17 protein-coding genes and 3 riboswitches are annotated in these 16,449 nt (G+C 72.3%); of the genes, 9 read left to right on the top strand and 8 right to left on the bottom strand.

Annotation, left to right across the window (positions count from 1 at the left end):
• Positions 1-8 precede the first annotated feature (8 nt).
• Both AC1DW8_RS04210 and AC1DW8_RS04205 read left to right on the top strand, forming a co-directional pair.
• A complete protein-coding gene (locus AC1DW8_RS04210; RefSeq protein WP_478092121.1) occupies positions 9-491 on the top strand; it encodes a DUF2510 domain-containing protein in 483 nt (160 codons plus the stop codon).
• 49 nt (positions 492-540) lie between these two features.
• Positions 541-681: a hypothetical protein gene (locus AC1DW8_RS04205; RefSeq protein ID WP_156415514.1), complete on the top strand. Its 141-nt coding sequence runs from the start codon at positions 541-543 to the stop codon at positions 679-681.
• A gap of 563 nt (positions 682-1,244) precedes the next feature.
• Here AC1DW8_RS04205 and cobN read toward each other — a convergent pair.
• Positions 1,245-4,898 carry a cobaltochelatase subunit CobN gene (gene cobN, locus AC1DW8_RS04200; protein ID WP_478092119.1) on the bottom strand — a complete coding sequence of 1,218 codons (3,654 nt, stop codon included), beginning with the start codon at positions 4,896-4,898 and terminating at the stop codon, positions 1,245-1,247.
• Positions 4,899-4,941: 43 nt separating this feature from the next.
• A riboswitch (cobalamin riboswitch) is annotated at positions 4,942-5,084 on the bottom strand.
• A 36-nt stretch (positions 5,085-5,120) separates the two neighbouring features.
• Here cobN and AC1DW8_RS04195 point away from each other — a divergent pair.
• Genes AC1DW8_RS04195 through AC1DW8_RS04180 form a run of 4 tightly spaced genes read left to right on the top strand, consistent with a single transcriptional unit; the run spans position 5,121 to position 9,282 of the window.
• Positions 5,121-5,900, top strand: coding sequence for a GNAT family N-acetyltransferase (locus AC1DW8_RS04195; RefSeq protein WP_478092117.1), 780 nt, complete (start codon positions 5,121-5,123; stop codon positions 5,898-5,900).
• A 54-nt stretch (positions 5,901-5,954) separates the two neighbouring features.
• The gene (locus AC1DW8_RS04190) at positions 5,955-7,097 is read left to right on the top strand and encodes a precorrin-3B synthase (protein WP_478092115.1); all 1,143 of its coding nucleotides are present in this window, start codon (positions 5,955-5,957) and stop codon (positions 7,095-7,097) included.
• The gene (locus AC1DW8_RS04185; protein ID WP_478092113.1) at positions 7,088-7,756 is read left to right on the top strand and encodes a precorrin-8X methylmutase; all 669 of its coding nucleotides are present in this window, start codon (positions 7,088-7,090) and stop codon (positions 7,754-7,756) included. Before AC1DW8_RS04190 ends, AC1DW8_RS04185 begins: the two co-directional genes overlap by 10 nt.
• Positions 7,753-9,282, top strand: a complete 1,530-nt coding sequence (locus tag AC1DW8_RS04180; protein ID WP_056825915.1) for a precorrin-2 C(20)-methyltransferase — start codon at positions 7,753-7,755, stop codon at positions 9,280-9,282. Before AC1DW8_RS04185 ends, AC1DW8_RS04180 begins: the two co-directional genes overlap by 4 nt.
• A gap of 63 nt (positions 9,283-9,345) precedes the next feature.
• On the opposite strand, the gene AC1DW8_RS04175 is transcribed toward AC1DW8_RS04180, so the two are convergent.
• Both AC1DW8_RS04175 and AC1DW8_RS04170 read right to left on the bottom strand, forming a co-directional pair.
• Positions 9,346-10,350: a DUF4037 domain-containing protein gene (locus AC1DW8_RS04175; protein ID WP_478092587.1), complete on the bottom strand. Its 1,005-nt coding sequence runs from the start codon at positions 10,348-10,350 to the stop codon at positions 9,346-9,348.
• Positions 10,351-10,410: 60 nt separating this feature from the next.
• Positions 10,411-10,866: a DUF1801 domain-containing protein gene (locus tag AC1DW8_RS04170; protein ID WP_478092111.1), complete on the bottom strand. Its 456-nt coding sequence runs from the start codon at positions 10,864-10,866 to the stop codon at positions 10,411-10,413.
• A 76-nt stretch (positions 10,867-10,942) separates the two neighbouring features.
• Between AC1DW8_RS04170 and AC1DW8_RS04165 the strand changes: the two genes are divergently transcribed.
• Positions 10,943-11,233: a DUF1905 domain-containing protein gene (locus AC1DW8_RS04165; protein ID WP_478092109.1), complete on the top strand. Its 291-nt coding sequence runs from the start codon at positions 10,943-10,945 to the stop codon at positions 11,231-11,233.
• A gap of 9 nt (positions 11,234-11,242) precedes the next feature.
• Here AC1DW8_RS04165 and AC1DW8_RS04160 read toward each other — a convergent pair whose 3' ends face one another.
• The 5 genes from AC1DW8_RS04160 to cbiE all read right to left on the bottom strand — a co-directional run bounded on the left by AC1DW8_RS04160 (position 11,243) and on the right by cbiE (position 14,866).
• Positions 11,243-11,650 (bottom strand): hypothetical protein, encoded by a 408-nt coding sequence (locus tag AC1DW8_RS04160; RefSeq protein WP_235508675.1) that lies wholly within the window; start codon positions 11,648-11,650, stop codon positions 11,243-11,245.
• Complete coding sequence (locus AC1DW8_RS04155) at positions 11,647-12,420, bottom strand: CbtA family protein (RefSeq protein ID WP_056825913.1); 774 nt, start codon at positions 12,418-12,420, stop codon at positions 11,647-11,649. The genes AC1DW8_RS04160 and AC1DW8_RS04155 overlap by 4 nt, the downstream gene beginning before the upstream one ends.
• A 1-nt stretch (position 12,421) precedes the next feature.
• Positions 12,422-12,628, bottom strand: a complete 207-nt coding sequence (locus AC1DW8_RS04150; RefSeq protein ID WP_020143588.1) for a CbtB domain-containing protein — start codon at positions 12,626-12,628, stop codon at positions 12,422-12,424.
• A gap of 30 nt (positions 12,629-12,658) precedes the next feature.
• A riboswitch (cobalamin riboswitch) is annotated at positions 12,659-12,845 on the bottom strand.
• A gap of 30 nt (positions 12,846-12,875) precedes the next feature.
• Positions 12,876-13,640, bottom strand: coding sequence for a precorrin-4 C(11)-methyltransferase (gene cobM, locus AC1DW8_RS04145; RefSeq protein WP_056774868.1), 765 nt, complete (start codon positions 13,638-13,640; stop codon positions 12,876-12,878).
• Positions 13,637-14,866, bottom strand: a complete 1,230-nt coding sequence (gene cbiE / locus AC1DW8_RS04140) for a precorrin-6y C5,15-methyltransferase (decarboxylating) subunit CbiE (protein WP_478092104.1) — start codon at positions 14,864-14,866, stop codon at positions 13,637-13,639. The genes cobM and cbiE overlap by 4 nt, the downstream gene beginning before the upstream one ends.
• A 144-nt stretch (positions 14,867-15,010) precedes the next feature.
• On the opposite strand from cbiE, the gene AC1DW8_RS04135 reads away from it, so the two are divergent.
• Complete coding sequence (locus tag AC1DW8_RS04135) at positions 15,011-15,520, top strand: hypothetical protein (protein WP_056774872.1); 510 nt, start codon at positions 15,011-15,013, stop codon at positions 15,518-15,520.
• The gene (locus tag AC1DW8_RS04130; RefSeq protein ID WP_156415517.1) at positions 15,517-16,269 is read left to right on the top strand and encodes a hypothetical protein; all 753 of its coding nucleotides are present in this window, start codon (positions 15,517-15,519) and stop codon (positions 16,267-16,269) included. Before AC1DW8_RS04135 ends, AC1DW8_RS04130 begins: the two co-directional genes overlap by 4 nt.
• A 30-nt stretch (positions 16,270-16,299) precedes the next feature.
• Positions 16,300-16,420, top strand: a riboswitch (cobalamin riboswitch).
• Positions 16,421-16,449: the final 29 nt, after the last annotated feature.

The raw sequence follows: 16,449 nt of genomic DNA, 5'->3' as shown, positions 1-16,449 counted from the left end.
GCTCGATCATGAACGAAGGACCTTCGGCTCCTCCCGGCTGGTACCCGGCCGGTGAGGGCGAGCGCTACTGGGACGGGCGCGCGTGGACAGCGCACACCCGGCCCCCGATGGCCCCACCGGTGGCCGCGACGGACGCCCACGGGCTGCCGCACCGTGTGGCGGACGCGCCCTGGGGACAGGCCGGCTGGCCGCCTCCGACGCCCTCCCCCGGCCCTCCCGGGATGGTCGGCACCCCGGTCTACTACGCCCAGGTGGCACCGAAGAGCCCGGCGCTCTCCGTGCTCGCGTCGTTCTTCCTGCCGGGCCTCGGCAGCATGATCAACGGCGACGTGGCCAAGGGCGTCGGGATCCTCATCGGCTACCTCATCAGCTGTGTGCTCGTCATCGTCCTCATCGGGATCGTCGGCGTCTTCGGCTTCTGGGTGTGGGGCATGGTCGACGCGGCCGCGGGCGCGAGGCGCTGGAACGCGCGCCACGGGATCCTCAGCTAGTTCCGGTCGATCCGGTCCCGGGGCGAAGGGATCGGAGGAGACTCGGGGGATGGCGCGACGAAATCTCAAGTGCCTCATCCTCGGCCACCGCTACACGCGCATGAAGCTGAGGGGCCGCACGATCCTGACCTGCAAGCGGTGCGGCGACGTCGACGTCGTCGAGCACGACATGCGCGGCCTGCAGTTCTGAGACCTGACGGGCCGGGGCGAACCACGACCCGAGGGCAGTGCGTCAGAGCGGGTCGATCCGCCCGAGGACGCAGGAGTCGTAGAGCCAGGTCGTCCCGAACGTCGCCGCACACCGCGACGCCCTGACGTCCGCGCCACCCGGCCTACCGATGACCGGCTCGAACACCTCTGGGGCGACACGTCGAGCGGTTCGACCGACCCGTTGGGGCGCAGCAGGTCGAACGTCGCCGAGCGACCGGAAGCGAGGTTGGCGATCGCGTTGCGGCACGGGACCGAGGCGGGTTTGGCGATGACGGAGAGGAACTCGCCGACGGCGCGGGTGCGCGAGTACTCCTGCAGCCCCGAGGCGAGGGCACTCATGGTCAACTCGCAGGCCTGGTCGGTCGCGGCGTCCCCGCCGCCACCGCCACTGTCGTCGTCCCCACAGCCGGCCAGCCCGGCCATCATGACGACGGTTGCGGCTGCCGCGAGGCCACGCACCGCCCGACCTCCCGATCGACCGACCATGCCCCACGGTAGGACCCGGGGCGCCGCCGCGTCCCCGCAACGAGACGAGCGCGCGGCTCAGTCCTCGAGGTTGCCCTCGACGTCGAGGTAGACCTGCTGGAGGTCCGCCATCAGCTGGGGGTCCGGCTCCTCCCAGAGGCCGCGGTCGACGGCCTCGTGGAGCCGCTCGATCATGCCGTGCAGCGCCCACGGGTTGGCGTGCTGGAGGAAGTCGCGGTTCTCCTTGTCGAGCACGTAGGTCTGGGCGAGCTGCTCGTACATCCAGTCCGTCACGACACCGGCCGTCGCGTCGAAGCCGTAGAGGTAGTCGACGGTCGCCGCGAGCTCGAAGGCGCCCTTGTAGCCGTGCCGCCGCATCGCCGCGATCCAGCGCGGGTTGACGACGCGTGCCCGGAAGACGCGCGCCGTCTCCTCCGTGAGGCTGCGCGTGCGCACCGCGTCCGGCGTCGTGGAGTCGCCGACGTACGCCTTGGGCTCGCGACCGGTGAGCGCGCGGACCGTCGCGACCATGCCGCCGTGGTACTGGAAGTAGTCGTCGCTGTCGGCGATGTCGTGCTCGCGCGTGTCGATGTTCTTCGCGGCGACGTCCATCCGCGCGTAGGTGCGCTCCATGTCGGCCCGAGCAGGTATGCCGTCCAGCTCACGCCCGTACGCGAAGCCGCCCCACGTCGCGTAGACCTCCGCGAGGTCGGCGTCCGAGCGCCAGTTGCCCGACTCGATGAGCGGGAGGATGCCGGCGCCGTAGGAGCCGGGCTTGCTGCCGAAGATCCGGGTCGTGGCGCGGCGGGCATCACCGTGCTCGGCGAGGTCGCCGGCGACGTGGGCCCGGAGGTAGTTGTCGTCGGGGGACTCGGCGAGGTCGGCCACGAGCTGCACGGCGTCGTCGAGCATGGCGATGACGTGCGGGAAGGCGTCGCGGAAGAAGCCGGAGATGCGGACCGTGACGTCGATGCGCGGCCGGCCGAGCTCGGCGAGCGGGACGGCGTCGAGCCCGACGACCCGGCGCGACATCTCGTCCCAGCGGGGGCGCACGCCGAGGAGCGCCAGCACCTCGGCGATGTCGTCGCCCGACGTGCGCATCGCCGACGTGCCCCACACCGAGAGCCCGACCGACCGTGGCCACTCGCCGGTGTCGGCTCGGTGCCGGGCGAGCAGGTCGTCGGCGAGGCGCTGTCCGGTCTCCCAGGCGAGTCGGCTCGGGATCGCCTTCGGGTCGACGGAGTAGAAGTTGCGGCCGGTCGGCAGCACGTTGACGAGGCCGCGCAGAGGCGACCCCGACGGCCCGGCCGGGACGTAGCCGCCGTCGAGCGCATGGAGCACCGCGTCGATCTCGCCCGTCGTCGCCCGCAAGCGCGGGACGACCTCGCGGCACGCGAAGGCCAGCGAACGGCATACGCCATCGGTGTCGACTTGCTGGTCGGCGCCCAGCCGATCGCGCACGATGCCTGGCACCGCGGCTTCGTCCCAGTCGGCCTCGGCGAGAGCGGCGACGAGTGCGCTCGCCTGCTCCTCGGCGTCGTCGACGGACGAGCGCTCGGAGTGCCCCTCACTCACCCCGAGCGCCGTCCGAAGTCCCGGCACGGCGCCCACGGCACCGGCGAAGACCTGGTTGGCCCGCAGGATCGCGAGCACGAGGTTGGCGAGGCCCTCCCCCGTGGGGGCCTCGCCAAGAACATGGAGTCCGTCCCTGATCTGGACGTCCTTGACCTCGCAGAGCCAGCCGTCGACGTGCATGACGAACTCGTCGAAGGCATCGTCGTCGGGTCGGTCCGTCAGGCCCAGGTCGTGGTGCATCTGAGCGGACTGGATGAGCGTCCAGATCTCGGCGCGCAGGGCCGGCGCCTTGGCCGGGTCCATGACGGAGACGTTGCCGTACTCGTCGAGCAGCTGCTCGAGTCGGGCGATGTCGCCGTAGGACTCGGCGCGGGCCATCGGGGGCACGAGGTGGTCGACGATCGTCGCGTGGGCGCGGCGCTTGGCCTGGCTGCCCTCTCCGGGGTCGTTGACGAGGAAGGGGTAGACGAGCGGGATCGACCCGATCGTCGCGTCGGGCCCGCACGCCGCGGAGAGCGCGAGGTTCTTGCCGGGCAGCCACTCGAGGTTGCCGTGCTTGCCCATGTGGACGACGGCGTGAGCGCCGAACTCCCTTGCGAGCCAGTCGTAGACGGCGAGGTAGTGGTGCGTCGGCGGCAGGTCGGGGTCGTGGTAGATCGCGATGGGGTTCTCGCCGAAGCCGCGCGGCGGCTGGACGAGGACGACGACGTTGCCGGCTCGGATGCTCGCCGCGACGAGCTCGCCCTCGGGGTCCGCGTGGCGGTCGACAAAGACCTCGCCGGGCGCGTCGCCCCAGTGCTTCGTGACGGCGTCGCGCAGCCCCGCCCGGAGGGCGTCGAAGTGCTCGCGGTAGCGGGCAGCCGGGATGCGCACCGGCTGGCCGCTCAGCTGCTCCTGCGTCAGCCAGTCCTCGTCCTGGCCACCAGCCTCGATGAGGGCGTGGATGAGCGCGTTGCCCGCGGTCGTGTCGGGCGACTCGCCGTCGACCGGCTCGAGCGGCCCGGTGCCGGGGATCTCGCCCGGCTCGCCGAGGTCGTAGCCGGCGTCGCGCATCGCCCGCAGCAGCCGGATGATCGAGACCGGCGTGTCGAGACCGACGGCGTTGCCGATGCGCGAGTGCTTGGACGGGTAGGCCGACAGGACGATCGCGATCCTGCGCTCGGCCGGCGGGGTGTGGCGCAGGCGGGCGTGGTTGACGGCGAGCGTGGCGAGACGCGCGCAGCGCTCGGGGTCGGGCACGTAGTGCGGCAGGCCGTCGGCGTCGGTCTCCTTGAAGGAGAAGACCCCTCCGATGATGCGGCCGTCGAACTCGGGCACGGCGACCTGCGTCGCGACGTCGAGCGGGCTCATCCCGTCGTCGCTCGCGTCCCACTGGTCGCGGCTCCACGTCAGGCAGAGGCCCTGGATGATCGGGACGTCGAGGGCGGCCAGCGCCTGCACGTCCCACGCCTCGTCGTCCTCGCCGGCGCTCGCCGTGCCCGGCTTGGTGCCGCCCGCTGCGAGCACCGTCGTCACGAGGACGTCGTATGCCGTGAGGTGCTCGAGCAGGTCGGCGGGGGCGTCGCGCAACGACGAGACGTGGACCGGCACGCCGACACCGCCGGCCGCGTCGACGGCGTCGGCGAGGGCGTGGACGTAGGCGGTGTTCTCGGCGGCGAACTGGGCCCGGTAGAAGAGGATCCCGACTCGAGGACGGGGGTGGCCGTCGACCGCAGGCCCGGGCTCCGGGCGGTCGAGCACGCCCCATGTCGGCAGGGCCACGGGCGGCTCGAAACCCTCCCCCGTCATGAGGAGCGTGTCGCCGAGGAAGGCGTGCAGCTCCCGGAGGTTGGCGGCACCGCCCTCGGCGAGGTAGCGGTGCGCCTCGGCGACGACGCCGGGCGCGACCGTCGAGAGCTCCATGAGGGCGGCGTGCGGGGTCTGCTCGCCGCCGAGCACGACCATCGGCGTGCCCGTGCTCCGGATCCGGCGGAAGCCCGCGCAGAGGTCCGGGGGACCGCCGAGGATGCGGGCCACGACGATGTCGGCAGCCTCGATGGCCTCGGCCATGGACGTGTGACCGGGACGGGAGGGGTTGGCGACCAGGTAGTCGGCACCGCTCCCGCGGGCACACAGCAGGTCGGTGTCAGACGTCGAGAGCAGCGCGATGCGCGTCACTGGAACTCCTCGGCGGGGTGTCCACGCCCCGCGGTCGAAAGGAAAGAGAAGCGCTGCCGGCAGTTCCTGACTCACCGCCTCCCTCACGGGTGGCGACTCACAGTGGCGGGACCGTCCCGGATTCTCACCGGGTTCCTGGATCGACGACGCTGGCCCCACCATAGCCCGTGGGCGACGCGCATTTCCCTGCGGACCGCATCGCGCCCCGGCTACGGTGCGACCGTGAGCGCTCACGGCGATCCACGAGTCACCGCAGTGGAGGAGAACCTCATCGCCCAGTTCCGGCTCCTGGCCGGCACCGAGCACGTCGAGGCCCTCCCCGACGACGATGTCGTCGCGTTCACCCGCGATCTCGCGTTCCCGCTCTTCAACGCGATCTGCGGAGCACGGTTCGCTGCGGGTTCGGAGGCGCGGCGCACCGCCGAGCTCGTCGACGGTTACGTGGCCCGAGGGCTGCCCTTCCTGTGGTGGGCGACCCCGTCGACGATGACGCCCGAGATGGACGCCGTGCTGCGCGACCGGGGCATCGACCCGCGCCCCGAGCCCGGCATGCACGTCCGGCTCGCCGGACCGGTCGACGCACGCCTGCGGGCGGGTGTCGACATCTCGCTCAGCCCGGTGACCGAGGAGCTCGTGGCCGTGATGGCCTCCGGTTTCGGCTTCCCCGACTTCGTCGTCGAACCGCTGCGACTGGCACTGGCCGACTTCGGCCCCGACGTGCTCTTCCACGTCGTCGCACGGGTCGGTGGGGAGGCCGTGAGCACCGGGTCGGTCTTCGTCACCGGGCGGACGGCAGGGGTCTACAACATCGCCACCGTCGAGCCGGCCAGGCGACAAGGCCTGGGGTATGCCGTCACAGCCACCCTGATGAACCTCGCGCAACGCCGCGGATGCACCGAAGCGGTCCTCATGGCGTCCGAGATGGGTCGGCCCACGTACGAGCGACTCGGTTTCGTCGAGGTGTGCCAGACCCCCCAGTACATGTGGGTGCCGAGCCCCTGACACCGGGCCGGTGCCCGAGACGGCCGTCTTGACCTCGCCGGGCTCGGGCCTAGCATGTGCCGCGTGACCGCCCCGTCGAGCCGAGAGCGCCGGGCAGGCGATGCCTGTCCCGGTGTCAGCCGACCCTTCGTCGCGGTCGACGGCTCGATCGTGCGGCTCCGTCCTGCCGGCCAGCCGGTGCGCATCGAGGTCCTGTCCGATCTCATGGATGTCATTGCCGGACAGCGGGATCCGGCGATCCAACTGACGTCTCGGGGCGCCCTGCAGCTGCGGGGGCTCCCCGACCCGCTGACGCCGCGGATCCGCGACGCGATCCGGGCGACGGGACTCGTCCCCTCGGCGACCCACGAGCTCGTCCGCAACATCGTCGCCTCGCCGCTCTCCGGTCTCGACGGCGCAGGGCACTGCGACCTGCGTCCCGTGACCCGCGCCCTCGACGCCGCGCTCCGCACCGATCCCGACCTCTCCCGCCTCGGCGGCCGCTTCCTCCTCGTCCTCGACGACGGGCGTGGCGACGTCGTGGGCGAGTCCTTCGACCTCGGCCTGTTCGCGACCGGTCCCGGTCGCTGCGTCGTGCTGGCTGGCGGCATCGACCGCGGCTGGGAGGTGCCGCTGGCGGCCGCAGTTCCGCGGCTGGTCGCCCTCGCCCGTCAGTTCGTGCAAGCGGCCAGCGGCGACGAATCCGTCTGGCACGTCAGCGAGCTCGCGGTGCCGCTCGGACCCGAGCCGACGGCCGAGCTCGACCTGCCACGTCAGCCGGAGCGCCCGCTCGGCGCCGTCGGCGACCACGCCGTCGTGGCGGTGCCGCTCGGCCTGCTCCGACCCGACCACGTTGCCGCGCTCGCCGGGGTCACGGACCGCGTGCTCGTGACTCCGTGGCGCTCGCTCGTCATCGAGAAGGCCGCCGCAGCACTGCCCGAGCTCGAGGCAGCGGGCCTGGTGACCCACGCCGGCTCACCCTGGACCCGGCTGCACGCCTGCACCGGCCTCCCGGGCTGCGCCCGGTCCGCTCTCGACACCCGAGCCCTGGCCCGCGACCTCGCCCCGGTCCTGCCGGGCGGCCACCTCCCCGTGCACGTCAGCGGGTGCGAGCGTCGGTGCGGAACGCCCGCGACGGCATACGTCGACGTGGTGGCCCCACGGTCCGCCGAGCAAGCCTTGTCCACCATCGCCGAGCAGGAGTCCTCATGGACGTGACCACCGAGACACGGCAGGCGCCGACGCGCCGCTACGACTACGTCACGGACGGGGCGGAGATCTATCGCCGGTCGTTCGCGACGATCCGGACGGAGGCCCGGCTCGACCACCTTCCCGAGGACGCCCGAGTCGTGGCCGTCCGCATGGTGCACGCCAGCGGCGACGCCGACCTCACCGAGCACATCGCCGTGCACCCCCGGCTCGTCGCGGCCGCGCGGACCGCGTTGCGGTCCGGTGCGCCCATCCTCACCGATGCGCACATGATCGCCTCCGGCATCACCCGGGCCCGGCTCCCCCGCGACAACGAGGTCGTCTGCACGCTGCGCGACGAGCGGGTTCCGGCTCTCGCACGGGCCTGGGGCACGACGCGATCCGCGGCGGCCGTCTCGCTCTGGGGCGACCGGGTCGACGGCGCCGTGGTCGCGATCGGCAACGCGCCCACGGCGCTCTTCCACCTCCTCGAGACGATCGCCGACGGGGGCCCGCGCCCGGCCGCCATCATCGGCATCCCCGTCGGCTTCATCGGCTCCGCGGAGTCGAAGCTCGCCCTGGCCGACAACCCCTTCGACATCCCGTGGCTCGTGGTGCACGGTCGGCGCGGTGGCTCAGCCCTCGCGGCCTCTGCCGTCAACGCCCTGGCCCGCGAGGAGGAGCTGTGACCGGCTGGCTGCGCGGCGTCGGCGTCGGGCCGGGTGACCCCGAGCTCGTCACGGTCAAGGCCGCGCGGCTCATCGGTGAGGCCGACGTCGTCGCCTTCCACAGCGGGCCGCGGGGCGACTCGATCGCCCGACGCATCGCCGCCTCGTACTTCCGTGACGGAGTCGTCGAGGAGCTGCTCGTCTACCCCGTCACCACCGGCGCGACGGACCACCCGCTCGGCTACCACGGCCTCATGGCCGACTTCTACGACGAGTCGGCCGATCGCCTTGCCGCACATCTGGACTCGGGCCGCAACGTCGTCGTCCTCGCCGAGGGGGACCCGCTCTTCTACGGCACCTACATGTACCTCCACGACCGTCTCGCCGACCGCTACGACACCGCGGTCGTCCCGGGTGTCACGTCGGTCAGCGGGTCGGCGGCCGCCGTCGCCACCGGCCTCTGCCGACACGAGGACGTGCTGACGATCCTGCCCGGGACGCTGCCGGTGCCGGAGCTCGCGCGCCGGCTCGCCGACACCGAGGCTGCCGTCGTGATGAAGCTCGGCCGCACCTTCGAGAACGTCCGCGAGGCCCTGCGACAGGCCGGACGGCTCGACGAGGCGCGCTACGTCGAGCGGGCCAGCTCGGATGCCGAGCGGGTGCTCCCCGTCGCCGAGGTCGACGCCTCGACCGTGCCGTACATGTCGATGGTCGTCGTTCCCGGTCGCGACCTGCGGGCTGACGCGGCCGGGCGTGCGGCATCCTCAGGCACGAGCGATCCGGCTGTCCCGCAACAAGGTCCGGAGGACGACGTCCAGGGCGAGGTCGTCGTCATCGGCCTCGGCCCCGGACCCGACCGCTGGCTCACCCCGGAGGCGTCGGCCGCGCTCGCCGACGTCGGTCACGTCGTCGGCTACGCGCCCTACGTCAACCGGGTCCCGCAGCGCGAGGGCCTCACCCGTCACGCCTCCGGCAACACGGTCGAGGTGGACCGCGCCCGGGACGCCCTCGAGCTGGCCCGCAAGGGCGAGCGGGTCGCGGTCGTCTCCGGTGGCGACGCCGGAGTCTTCGGCATGGCATCGGCGGTCTTCGAGGCGGCCGAGATGCACGGCTACACCGACGTGCCGGTGCGAGTGCTGCCCGGAGTCACTGCGGCCCAGGCCGTGGCGGCTCGCGCCGGCGCACCGCTGGGCGGCGACTTCGCCATCATGTCGCTCTCCGACCGGCTCAAGCCGTGGCACGTCATCGAGAGGCGCCTGCGGGCCGCCGCGTCGGCCGACCTCGTCGTCGCTCTCTACAACCCCGCCTCACGCAGCCGGACCGAGCAGGTGGCCCGCGCCCGCGAGGTCTTCCTCGAGGAACGCGACCCAGCCACCGTCGTCGTCGTGGGTCGCGACGTCGGCCGAGCCGAGGAGTCCCTCACGGTGACGACCCTCGCCGACCTCGACCCGGCGACGATCGACATGAAGTGCCTCGTCATCGTCTGCGCGTCCGGCACCCGCGTCACCGGCGTCGGCCAGGTGTGGACGCCCCGCTACGTCCACTGACGCTCGCGGGCGACCGCTCTGACCACGGCCCGGAGACGCGTGCGAACACTCCGTGGGCTCCCCCTAGTCGAAGAGTCGCAGGAGCAGGTGTCGATTCTGCGGTGCCCAGATCAGCTCGCGGAACTGGTCCACGGGTCCGACCGGCCATCTCTGCGCAATGCTCACGACCGCTGGGTCCTGGATCAGAGGCAGGAGCAGGTCCGGGATGCCCGCCCACGCGACCTTGAAGGGTCGGTCCCACAACTGCACGACCTCCGTCGTGACCGGAGCCGTCAGACCGAGCGCGTTGTGCATCGCGGTCAGACGCTCGTACGCCGTCATGAGAGCCGCTTCGCGGTCCGGCCACGTTGCCGCGCGGCCTACGTTCCACAGGACCGGAGCCAGCTCCGAGCCACACTCCAGACGTGAGAAGGCCGTCCCGAACCATTTCGAGTACGGCGCGTACTGCCGTTCCATCAGGAACGCGAGCCGCATCAGGTCGCCGACGAGGCGCGACCCGATCAGCGAGGAGCCCAGCTCGTCGTCCGCAGCTCCCGCTCTGCCCACCAGGTTCATCTCCGGGTGGACGCGCCACCACCCGGCGATCAGCAGGTAGAGCCAGACGTCATGGGGGTAGTGGGCCAGACGGTCGCGGGCCGTCTGCAGGTCCACCTCGTCGTGGAAGACGACGCCCGAGGTGAACGCACGTAACCCGTGCTCCGGCAGGGTCAGCCAGTCGCGCGGCTCGATGTCGTGGTCGATGTCCAGCTCCAGCTGTTGCCGGAGATAGCCGCGCACGGTGTGGACCGCATGGCCGGTCGGACGACCGGCGAAGGTCGCCGGCAGGTCGCGCTGCAGCGCCGCTCGCACCTCGGCACCGAGGCGCCGCTCGTCCTCCTCGGCAAGGAAGATCAGAGCACGCGGCTTCCAGTCGTGGTCCGTCGACATCTCATCATCGAAGCCGAGCACCTCCGACCCACGGCCGAGCAGCGCAGCAGAGTGCGGCACGCCGGGAAAGGTGGCGCTCAAGACGGGCTGCACGACCTCGTCGTAGAACCGCCGGCTCAGCTCCGCCCCGGGAACGAACATCGACACGCCCCCACCTCCTCCGTGGCCAGTGTTGACCCGACGGCTTGGTCGACCACGCCGCTACCTGTGCTCCGTGGACAACGGTCCGCAGCTCTGGTCGCCGGTCATGCCGTCGCGGATCGCCGCCTGGAGCGCATCGGCGTCGACGGCCGAGAGGCGCCTGAACTTGATGCAGTAGCCCGTGACGCTGGCCTTGCCGATCGAGTCTGCGTAGGTGCGCGCGAGGTAGGTCTTGTCCGCCAGGCCGAGCACGTACACGGAGATGCCCGTCGTGTTCGCGCTGAGGCCGATGCGGTAGAACTCGCGTGACGACCCGTCGGCATAGGTGATGGTGCGGACGCCATAGCCGATGTTGGGGTTGGCCACGACCCTGCCGTGCTCGTCCGAGCCGTCGATGAACCACAGCCGGCACGCGGGAAACTCCGCGAGCATCCGCGCGTGCAGCTCTCGGAGCTCGGTCTGCTTGGGCTCGGGTTGACCGGCGAGGTAGGCGTCGACCTGCTGAGGAGTGTCCATCTCGGTCACGATGCTAGCCACGTCGGGCCGTCGCAGACCACGTCGAGCGGAGCGACATCGGTGCCATCCTGTGGGCATGGAGCTGGAGTTCAGCGCCGAGGTCTGGGAGTGGCGGGGTCCGTCGCCCTACTACTTCGTCAGCGTGCCCGAGGACGAGTCGCAGGCGCTCCAGGACGTCGCGCACGTCAGCTACGGCTGGGGCATGATCCCGGTCACCGCACGCATCGGGCGCACCCGGTGGACGACGTCGTTGTGGCCCAAGGACGGCGGCTACGTCGTCCCCCTCAAGGTCGCCGTCCGTCGCGCCGAGGACGTCGAGGAGGGTGACACCGTCGAGGTGGGGCTGGACGTCCGCGCCGACTCCTGATGCGGCGCCTCAGACCGCCGTCCACGTCAGCGACAGCCCGCTCGGGGCGAACACCTGCTGCGCGAGCGGCGCCGGCACGTCCGCGACACCCGGGCCGCCGAGCGCGACCCACCCGGTGACCGCGTCGACCGTCTCGTCGTCGAGCACGGCGCGCACCCACACGGGCCGACCGCCGGCGCGGCGACCGACCACCGACGGCGTCACGACGACGACGTTCGACTCGTCGCAGGCGAGCAGGCACGCGCTCCGCAGCACGCGGGCGCTCCCCCGGGTGCCGACCTCGAGGCGGGCCAGGAGCCCGTCGTGGTCGACCCCGGGGTGCTTGCGTTCCGTGCCGCAGCAGCAGTCACGGCACACGCGGACGATGCACGTGCGCGCGGAATCGCTGTCGGCAGAGGCGTTCTCGTGTGCCGTCACGCCGCCACGGGCTCAAGAGCCCGCTTGGGCGCGGCGACCCGTTCGAGGAGCAGCCCGAAGACGAGACCCAGCGTGAGCCACATCGTGGCGAGCTGTGCCAGGGAGGCGAGCCGGAAGTCCCAGAGCAGCGCCGCCGGCACGTCGGCCGGCACAGCATCGGGCGAGCCCGGCACGAGCACCAGCACGAGCACGACGAGCACCACGGTCGCGACGACGTCGATGGCCCACCGCGTGGCCGGCACCGTCCCTCGCGCCACGAGGCGCTGGTCGAGCACCGGCACGAGCAGGGCGATCGCGACCCCGAGGAGAAGGACGACGGCATAGACCAGCGTGCGCTGCCCGACTGTCCCCGGATCGCCGACTGCCGGCGGGTTCGACGGGATCTTCAGTGCCGGAAGGAGACTCACGGCTGCGAAGCCGATGGTGGCGAGCACCATCGAGCGGCCGAAGTCGCCCCGACCGGGGAGCCGCTCACGCATCCTGGCGAAGACGACGGCGAAGACGACCCCGACGGCGACCCCGACGAGGACCGCCGTCACGGCGCCACCGACGACCTGGGCGGCCCGCGACACGAGCGGCTCGTCGCCACCGTGGGTGGGCAGACCGGCGGGCGCCGACTGGCCGCCGTGCATCGAGCGCATGTCCTCGATGGCGAGGGCCCGACGGATGACCGGCTCGACGACGAGCCAGATGACGACGGCGGCCGCGAGACCTGCGGACACGCCGGCAAGGACCCCGCGCCGCAGCACGGAGCCGAAGCTCAGGCCCACCTCAGTGGCAGGGGACGCCGAGAGCGTGACGCGCGTCGTGCGTCAGCTCGTGGAGCATCTGCGCAGCGGGAGCGCTGAGCAGGGCGCCGTTCTCCTGCGAGACGAAGTAGAGCGCGAAGACGGCGAACGCCAGCAGGGCCCACGCCCAGACGGGGACGCGGACGCTCGTGGACGGGGAGACGGCAGACGCCGATGCAGCAGTGGTCATGGCAGATTGACCCTTTCGTTCCATGCCTCGTGGACAGATCGCGCCGCAGCCGGTCTCCTGGCTTCCAGATCGTCACGCCTCCCCAGCCTTCCCAGCGACCCGGCGTCAACCTGAGGTCACCAGTGGCGAACGGTGGGGACTTGCTCCCTGGTCACAGTGGCGAGGACCACGTCGGAATCACACCGACTTCCCGTGCACTGCGGCACTCGCATCCTGACACAGCCCGTCCGGACACGCCACGGGGACCCTAGGCGCCCGGCGTGTTTCGGGTGATCCGCGTGCCGTAGAGGTGCGACTCGACGAAGTCGTCGGCGTCGCGCGCGGCGAGCGCGCGTCCGACGAGGATGACCGCGGCCTGACGCAGACCGGCGGCCTCGACCTGGTCGGCGATGTCGGCCAGGGTCCCGCGCAGCACGAGCTGGTCGGGCTGCTCGGCGTTGGCGACGACGACCACGGGGCAGTCGTCGCCGTAGTCGCCGACGAGCGACGCCATGAGCTCGCGGGTGCGGCGGATCGCGAGGTGCAGCACGAGCGTGGCCCGGGACCGCGCGAAGTGGGCGAGCGACTCCGTCTCGGGCATCTGCGTCGAGTCGCGGTGGGCCCGGGTCAGCACCACGGACTGCGCGACCTCGGGGACCGTCAGCTCGCGACCGATGAGGGCAGCAGCAGCGGCATACGCGGGAACGCCGGGCGTCACGTCCCACGGCACCCCCGCGCGGTCGAGCCGCCGGGTCTGCTCGGCGACGGCGGAGTAGAGCGACGGGTCCCCGGAGCACAGCCGCGCCACGTCGTGACCGGCCGCGTGGGCGCGGACGCAGTGCTCGGTGATGGCGTCGAGGTCGAGGTGCTGGGTGTCGACGAGCTCGGCTCCCTCGGGGCAGTGCGCGAGCACCTCCGACCCGATGTAGGTGCCGGCATAGAGACACACCTGCGCCTCCCCGACGAGCCGTACCGCGCGGAGCGTCAGCAGGTCGGCGGCACCCGGGCCGGCACCGATGAAGTGGACCGTCATGCGTCAGTCTCCGAATCCGTCTGTGTCACAGGTCTTTCGACCGACCACTGCACGATCGACCGCGCAGGCTTCCAGCCGTGGAGCGACCCGATGGTGTCGAGGTCCTCGACGGCGATCCGGCTCATCGACCCACCGAGCCTGGCCCGGACCTCGTGGAGCAGCACCTCGGTCTCGACCGTGACGCCGTGGACGACGAGCCGTCCCCCCGGCACGAGTGCGGACCAGCACGCGTCGAGCAGCAGGCCGGTGGCTCCGCCCCCCACGAAGATGGCGTCCGGACGGGGCAGCCCCGCGACCGCGTCGATCGACGCCGCCTCGACGACCCGCACCCCGGGCACCCCGAGCGCACGGGCGTTGCGCCGCACCCGCTCGGCCCGCTCCGGGTCACGCTCGACCGAGTGGACCTCGTTGCGCGGGTGCTGCCGCGCGAACTCGATGCCGACCGACCCGGCGCCGGCGCCGAGGTCCCACATGACGTCGCCGGGCTGCGGGGCGAGGTGGGCCAGCGCGGCCGCGCGCACGACGCGCTTCGTCAGCTGCCCGTCGTGGTCGTATGCCGTCTCGTCGAGTCCCGGCACGAGCGACCTCGCGCTCCGGGCGGGACGGGGCTCGCACTCGACGCAGACCAGGTGCAGTCGAGGGGCGGGACGGCCGTCCCACGATGCGGCCAGCCCGTCGATGCGGGACTCCGCCGGTGAGCCGAGGTCACCGAGCACCGTGAGCCGGCTGCCGGCATACCCCTCCTCGACGAGCAGGGAGGCGATGCGCGCGGGGGCGTCGTCGCCCGACGTCAGCACGACGAGCCGGGCCCGCGGCGCCAGGTCACGGCGCAGCCGGTCGACATCTCGGCCCACGAGGGTGACGACGTCGGAATCCTCTGCGGCCCAATGCATCCGGGCTCGGGCGAGCGCAACCGACGAGACACCCGGGTGGATGCGTACGGCGGCGGCACCGAGCTCGCGCACGAGGGTCGACCCGATGCCCGAGACGAGCGGGTCCCCGCTCGCGAGCACGACGACCCGACCCGCACCGGCGTCGTCGAGCACGCGCCGCAGGCCCGGGAGCAAGGGCGACGGCCACGGCACGAGGCGCCGGCCGGGACGGACCCCGAGCATCGCGAGATGCCGCTCACCGCCGACGACGACCTCGGCCTCGTCGACGAGCCGGCGGCCGTCGGGGCCGAGGGACTCCAGCCCGGATGCACCCACGCCGACCACCTCGATCACAGCGGCGACCCTAGCGCGACGATCCGGTGGCATTCGTTATGACCGTTCCGGTGCGATACGCCCCATCTCGGCCCCATGATGTCTATCGCACGTCGTCGGGGGACGGCTGGCACCCAGATGGCGACACAGGGGAGGAACACCGAGATGACCGACGTCCACCCGGGCTCGGGGCAGGTCCCGACGCCCCGACTGACCACGATGAGCACGCGCGGGGGCCGCGTGTCGTTCGCCGTGCCCGAGCACTGGGACGCGATCGAGCTCTCGCCGGACGGGGACGTCGTCGCCGCCGTCGAGCCGGACGACTCCGACCGTTTCCGGACCAACGTCGTCCTCACGTTCGCCGACGTGCAGGGCTCGCTCGCCGAGTGGCAGCGCACGACGCAGCACCTGGAGTCGCAGGAGCTCGACGGCTACCTCCTCCTCGACCACGAGGAGATCACCGTGGGCGGCCACGTCGGGCTGCGCCGGCTCACGACCCACTCGACCCCTGCCCATGAGTCCGTGACCACCGAGTCGTGGACGACCCTCGTCGACGGCACGGGCATCACGCTGACCGCCCGGGTCGGCACCCTGCGACTCACGCACCTGGCACCCGTCCTCGACGCCGTCGCGGCGAGCCTCGTCATGCGGACCGACGGTCTGGTGCCTGCATGAGCGTGACGTTCGACGCCTCGACCACCCGTCTGCGGCTCGACGCCGACGCGTTCATCACCCTCGTGGAGTACGCCACCGACCCCGAGGGTGCCTGCGAGGACGTCGTGGAGCGCCTCAGCGACGCCGGCGCGGTTGCCGACGGAGCCCCGCACCCCGTCCTGCGCAACGCCTTGGCCGCCGTCACCAGCTCGCTCGGCTCGCTCCAGGTGCTCGTCACCGGACCCGACGGAGTGCGCCTCCACCAGGCCTGGGTGGCCTTCGTCAGCGCCATGCTCACCGACCTCGCCGACGGCACCTACGACTTCGCGGCCCTGAGCACCGAGTTCGTGCCGACGACCATCGCGCAGCTGACCGGGCTGCGGGCCCGGCCCCGTCTCGACGCGGCGTCGGCCGTCGTCGACGAGTCGCTGCTCGACGACCTCGCCTCCAACTCCGTGGCCGCCCGCACCGCCGGCAGCGAGGCCCTCGCCGACCTGCTCGCCCCGTGGCCCCGCGCGGGCGCGGCCGTGCGTGCCGGACTGTGGCAGCTGTCGGTCGTCGACATCGCCTTCCAGGCCCGGGACCGCACCGTCGTGCGCCGACTCGCGTGGGTCGACGTCGACGCCGGACTGCTCCGGGTCGAGGCCGACGAGCACGGTCCTGCCCTGGTGCCGACGACGTCGACCGCCGTGTGGCGGGCCATCGTGTCGATCCTGCCGACCGACGCCGAGACGGGCACCGAGACCGGCACCGTGGCGCAGTCGGCCTGAGCCGCCGGGCGCCGCACCCCGGCGACGTGGCAGACTGCCGCTGGCGACTGGGAGAGGAATCCGGTGCGAATCCGGAGCGGTCCCGCCACTGTGAACCTCCGACCACGCGGTCGGCGGAAGCCAGGGCATCTCCCGTCGCTGGTCGCGCCCGCCCGGGCGCGTCCGGTCCACCGACGCGGG

Source organism: Terrabacter sp. P2_E3 (assembly GCF_056403915.1).
The sequence above is the reverse complement of the archived record's forward strand: the minus strand, read 5'-3'. Positions and strand labels throughout refer to the sequence as shown.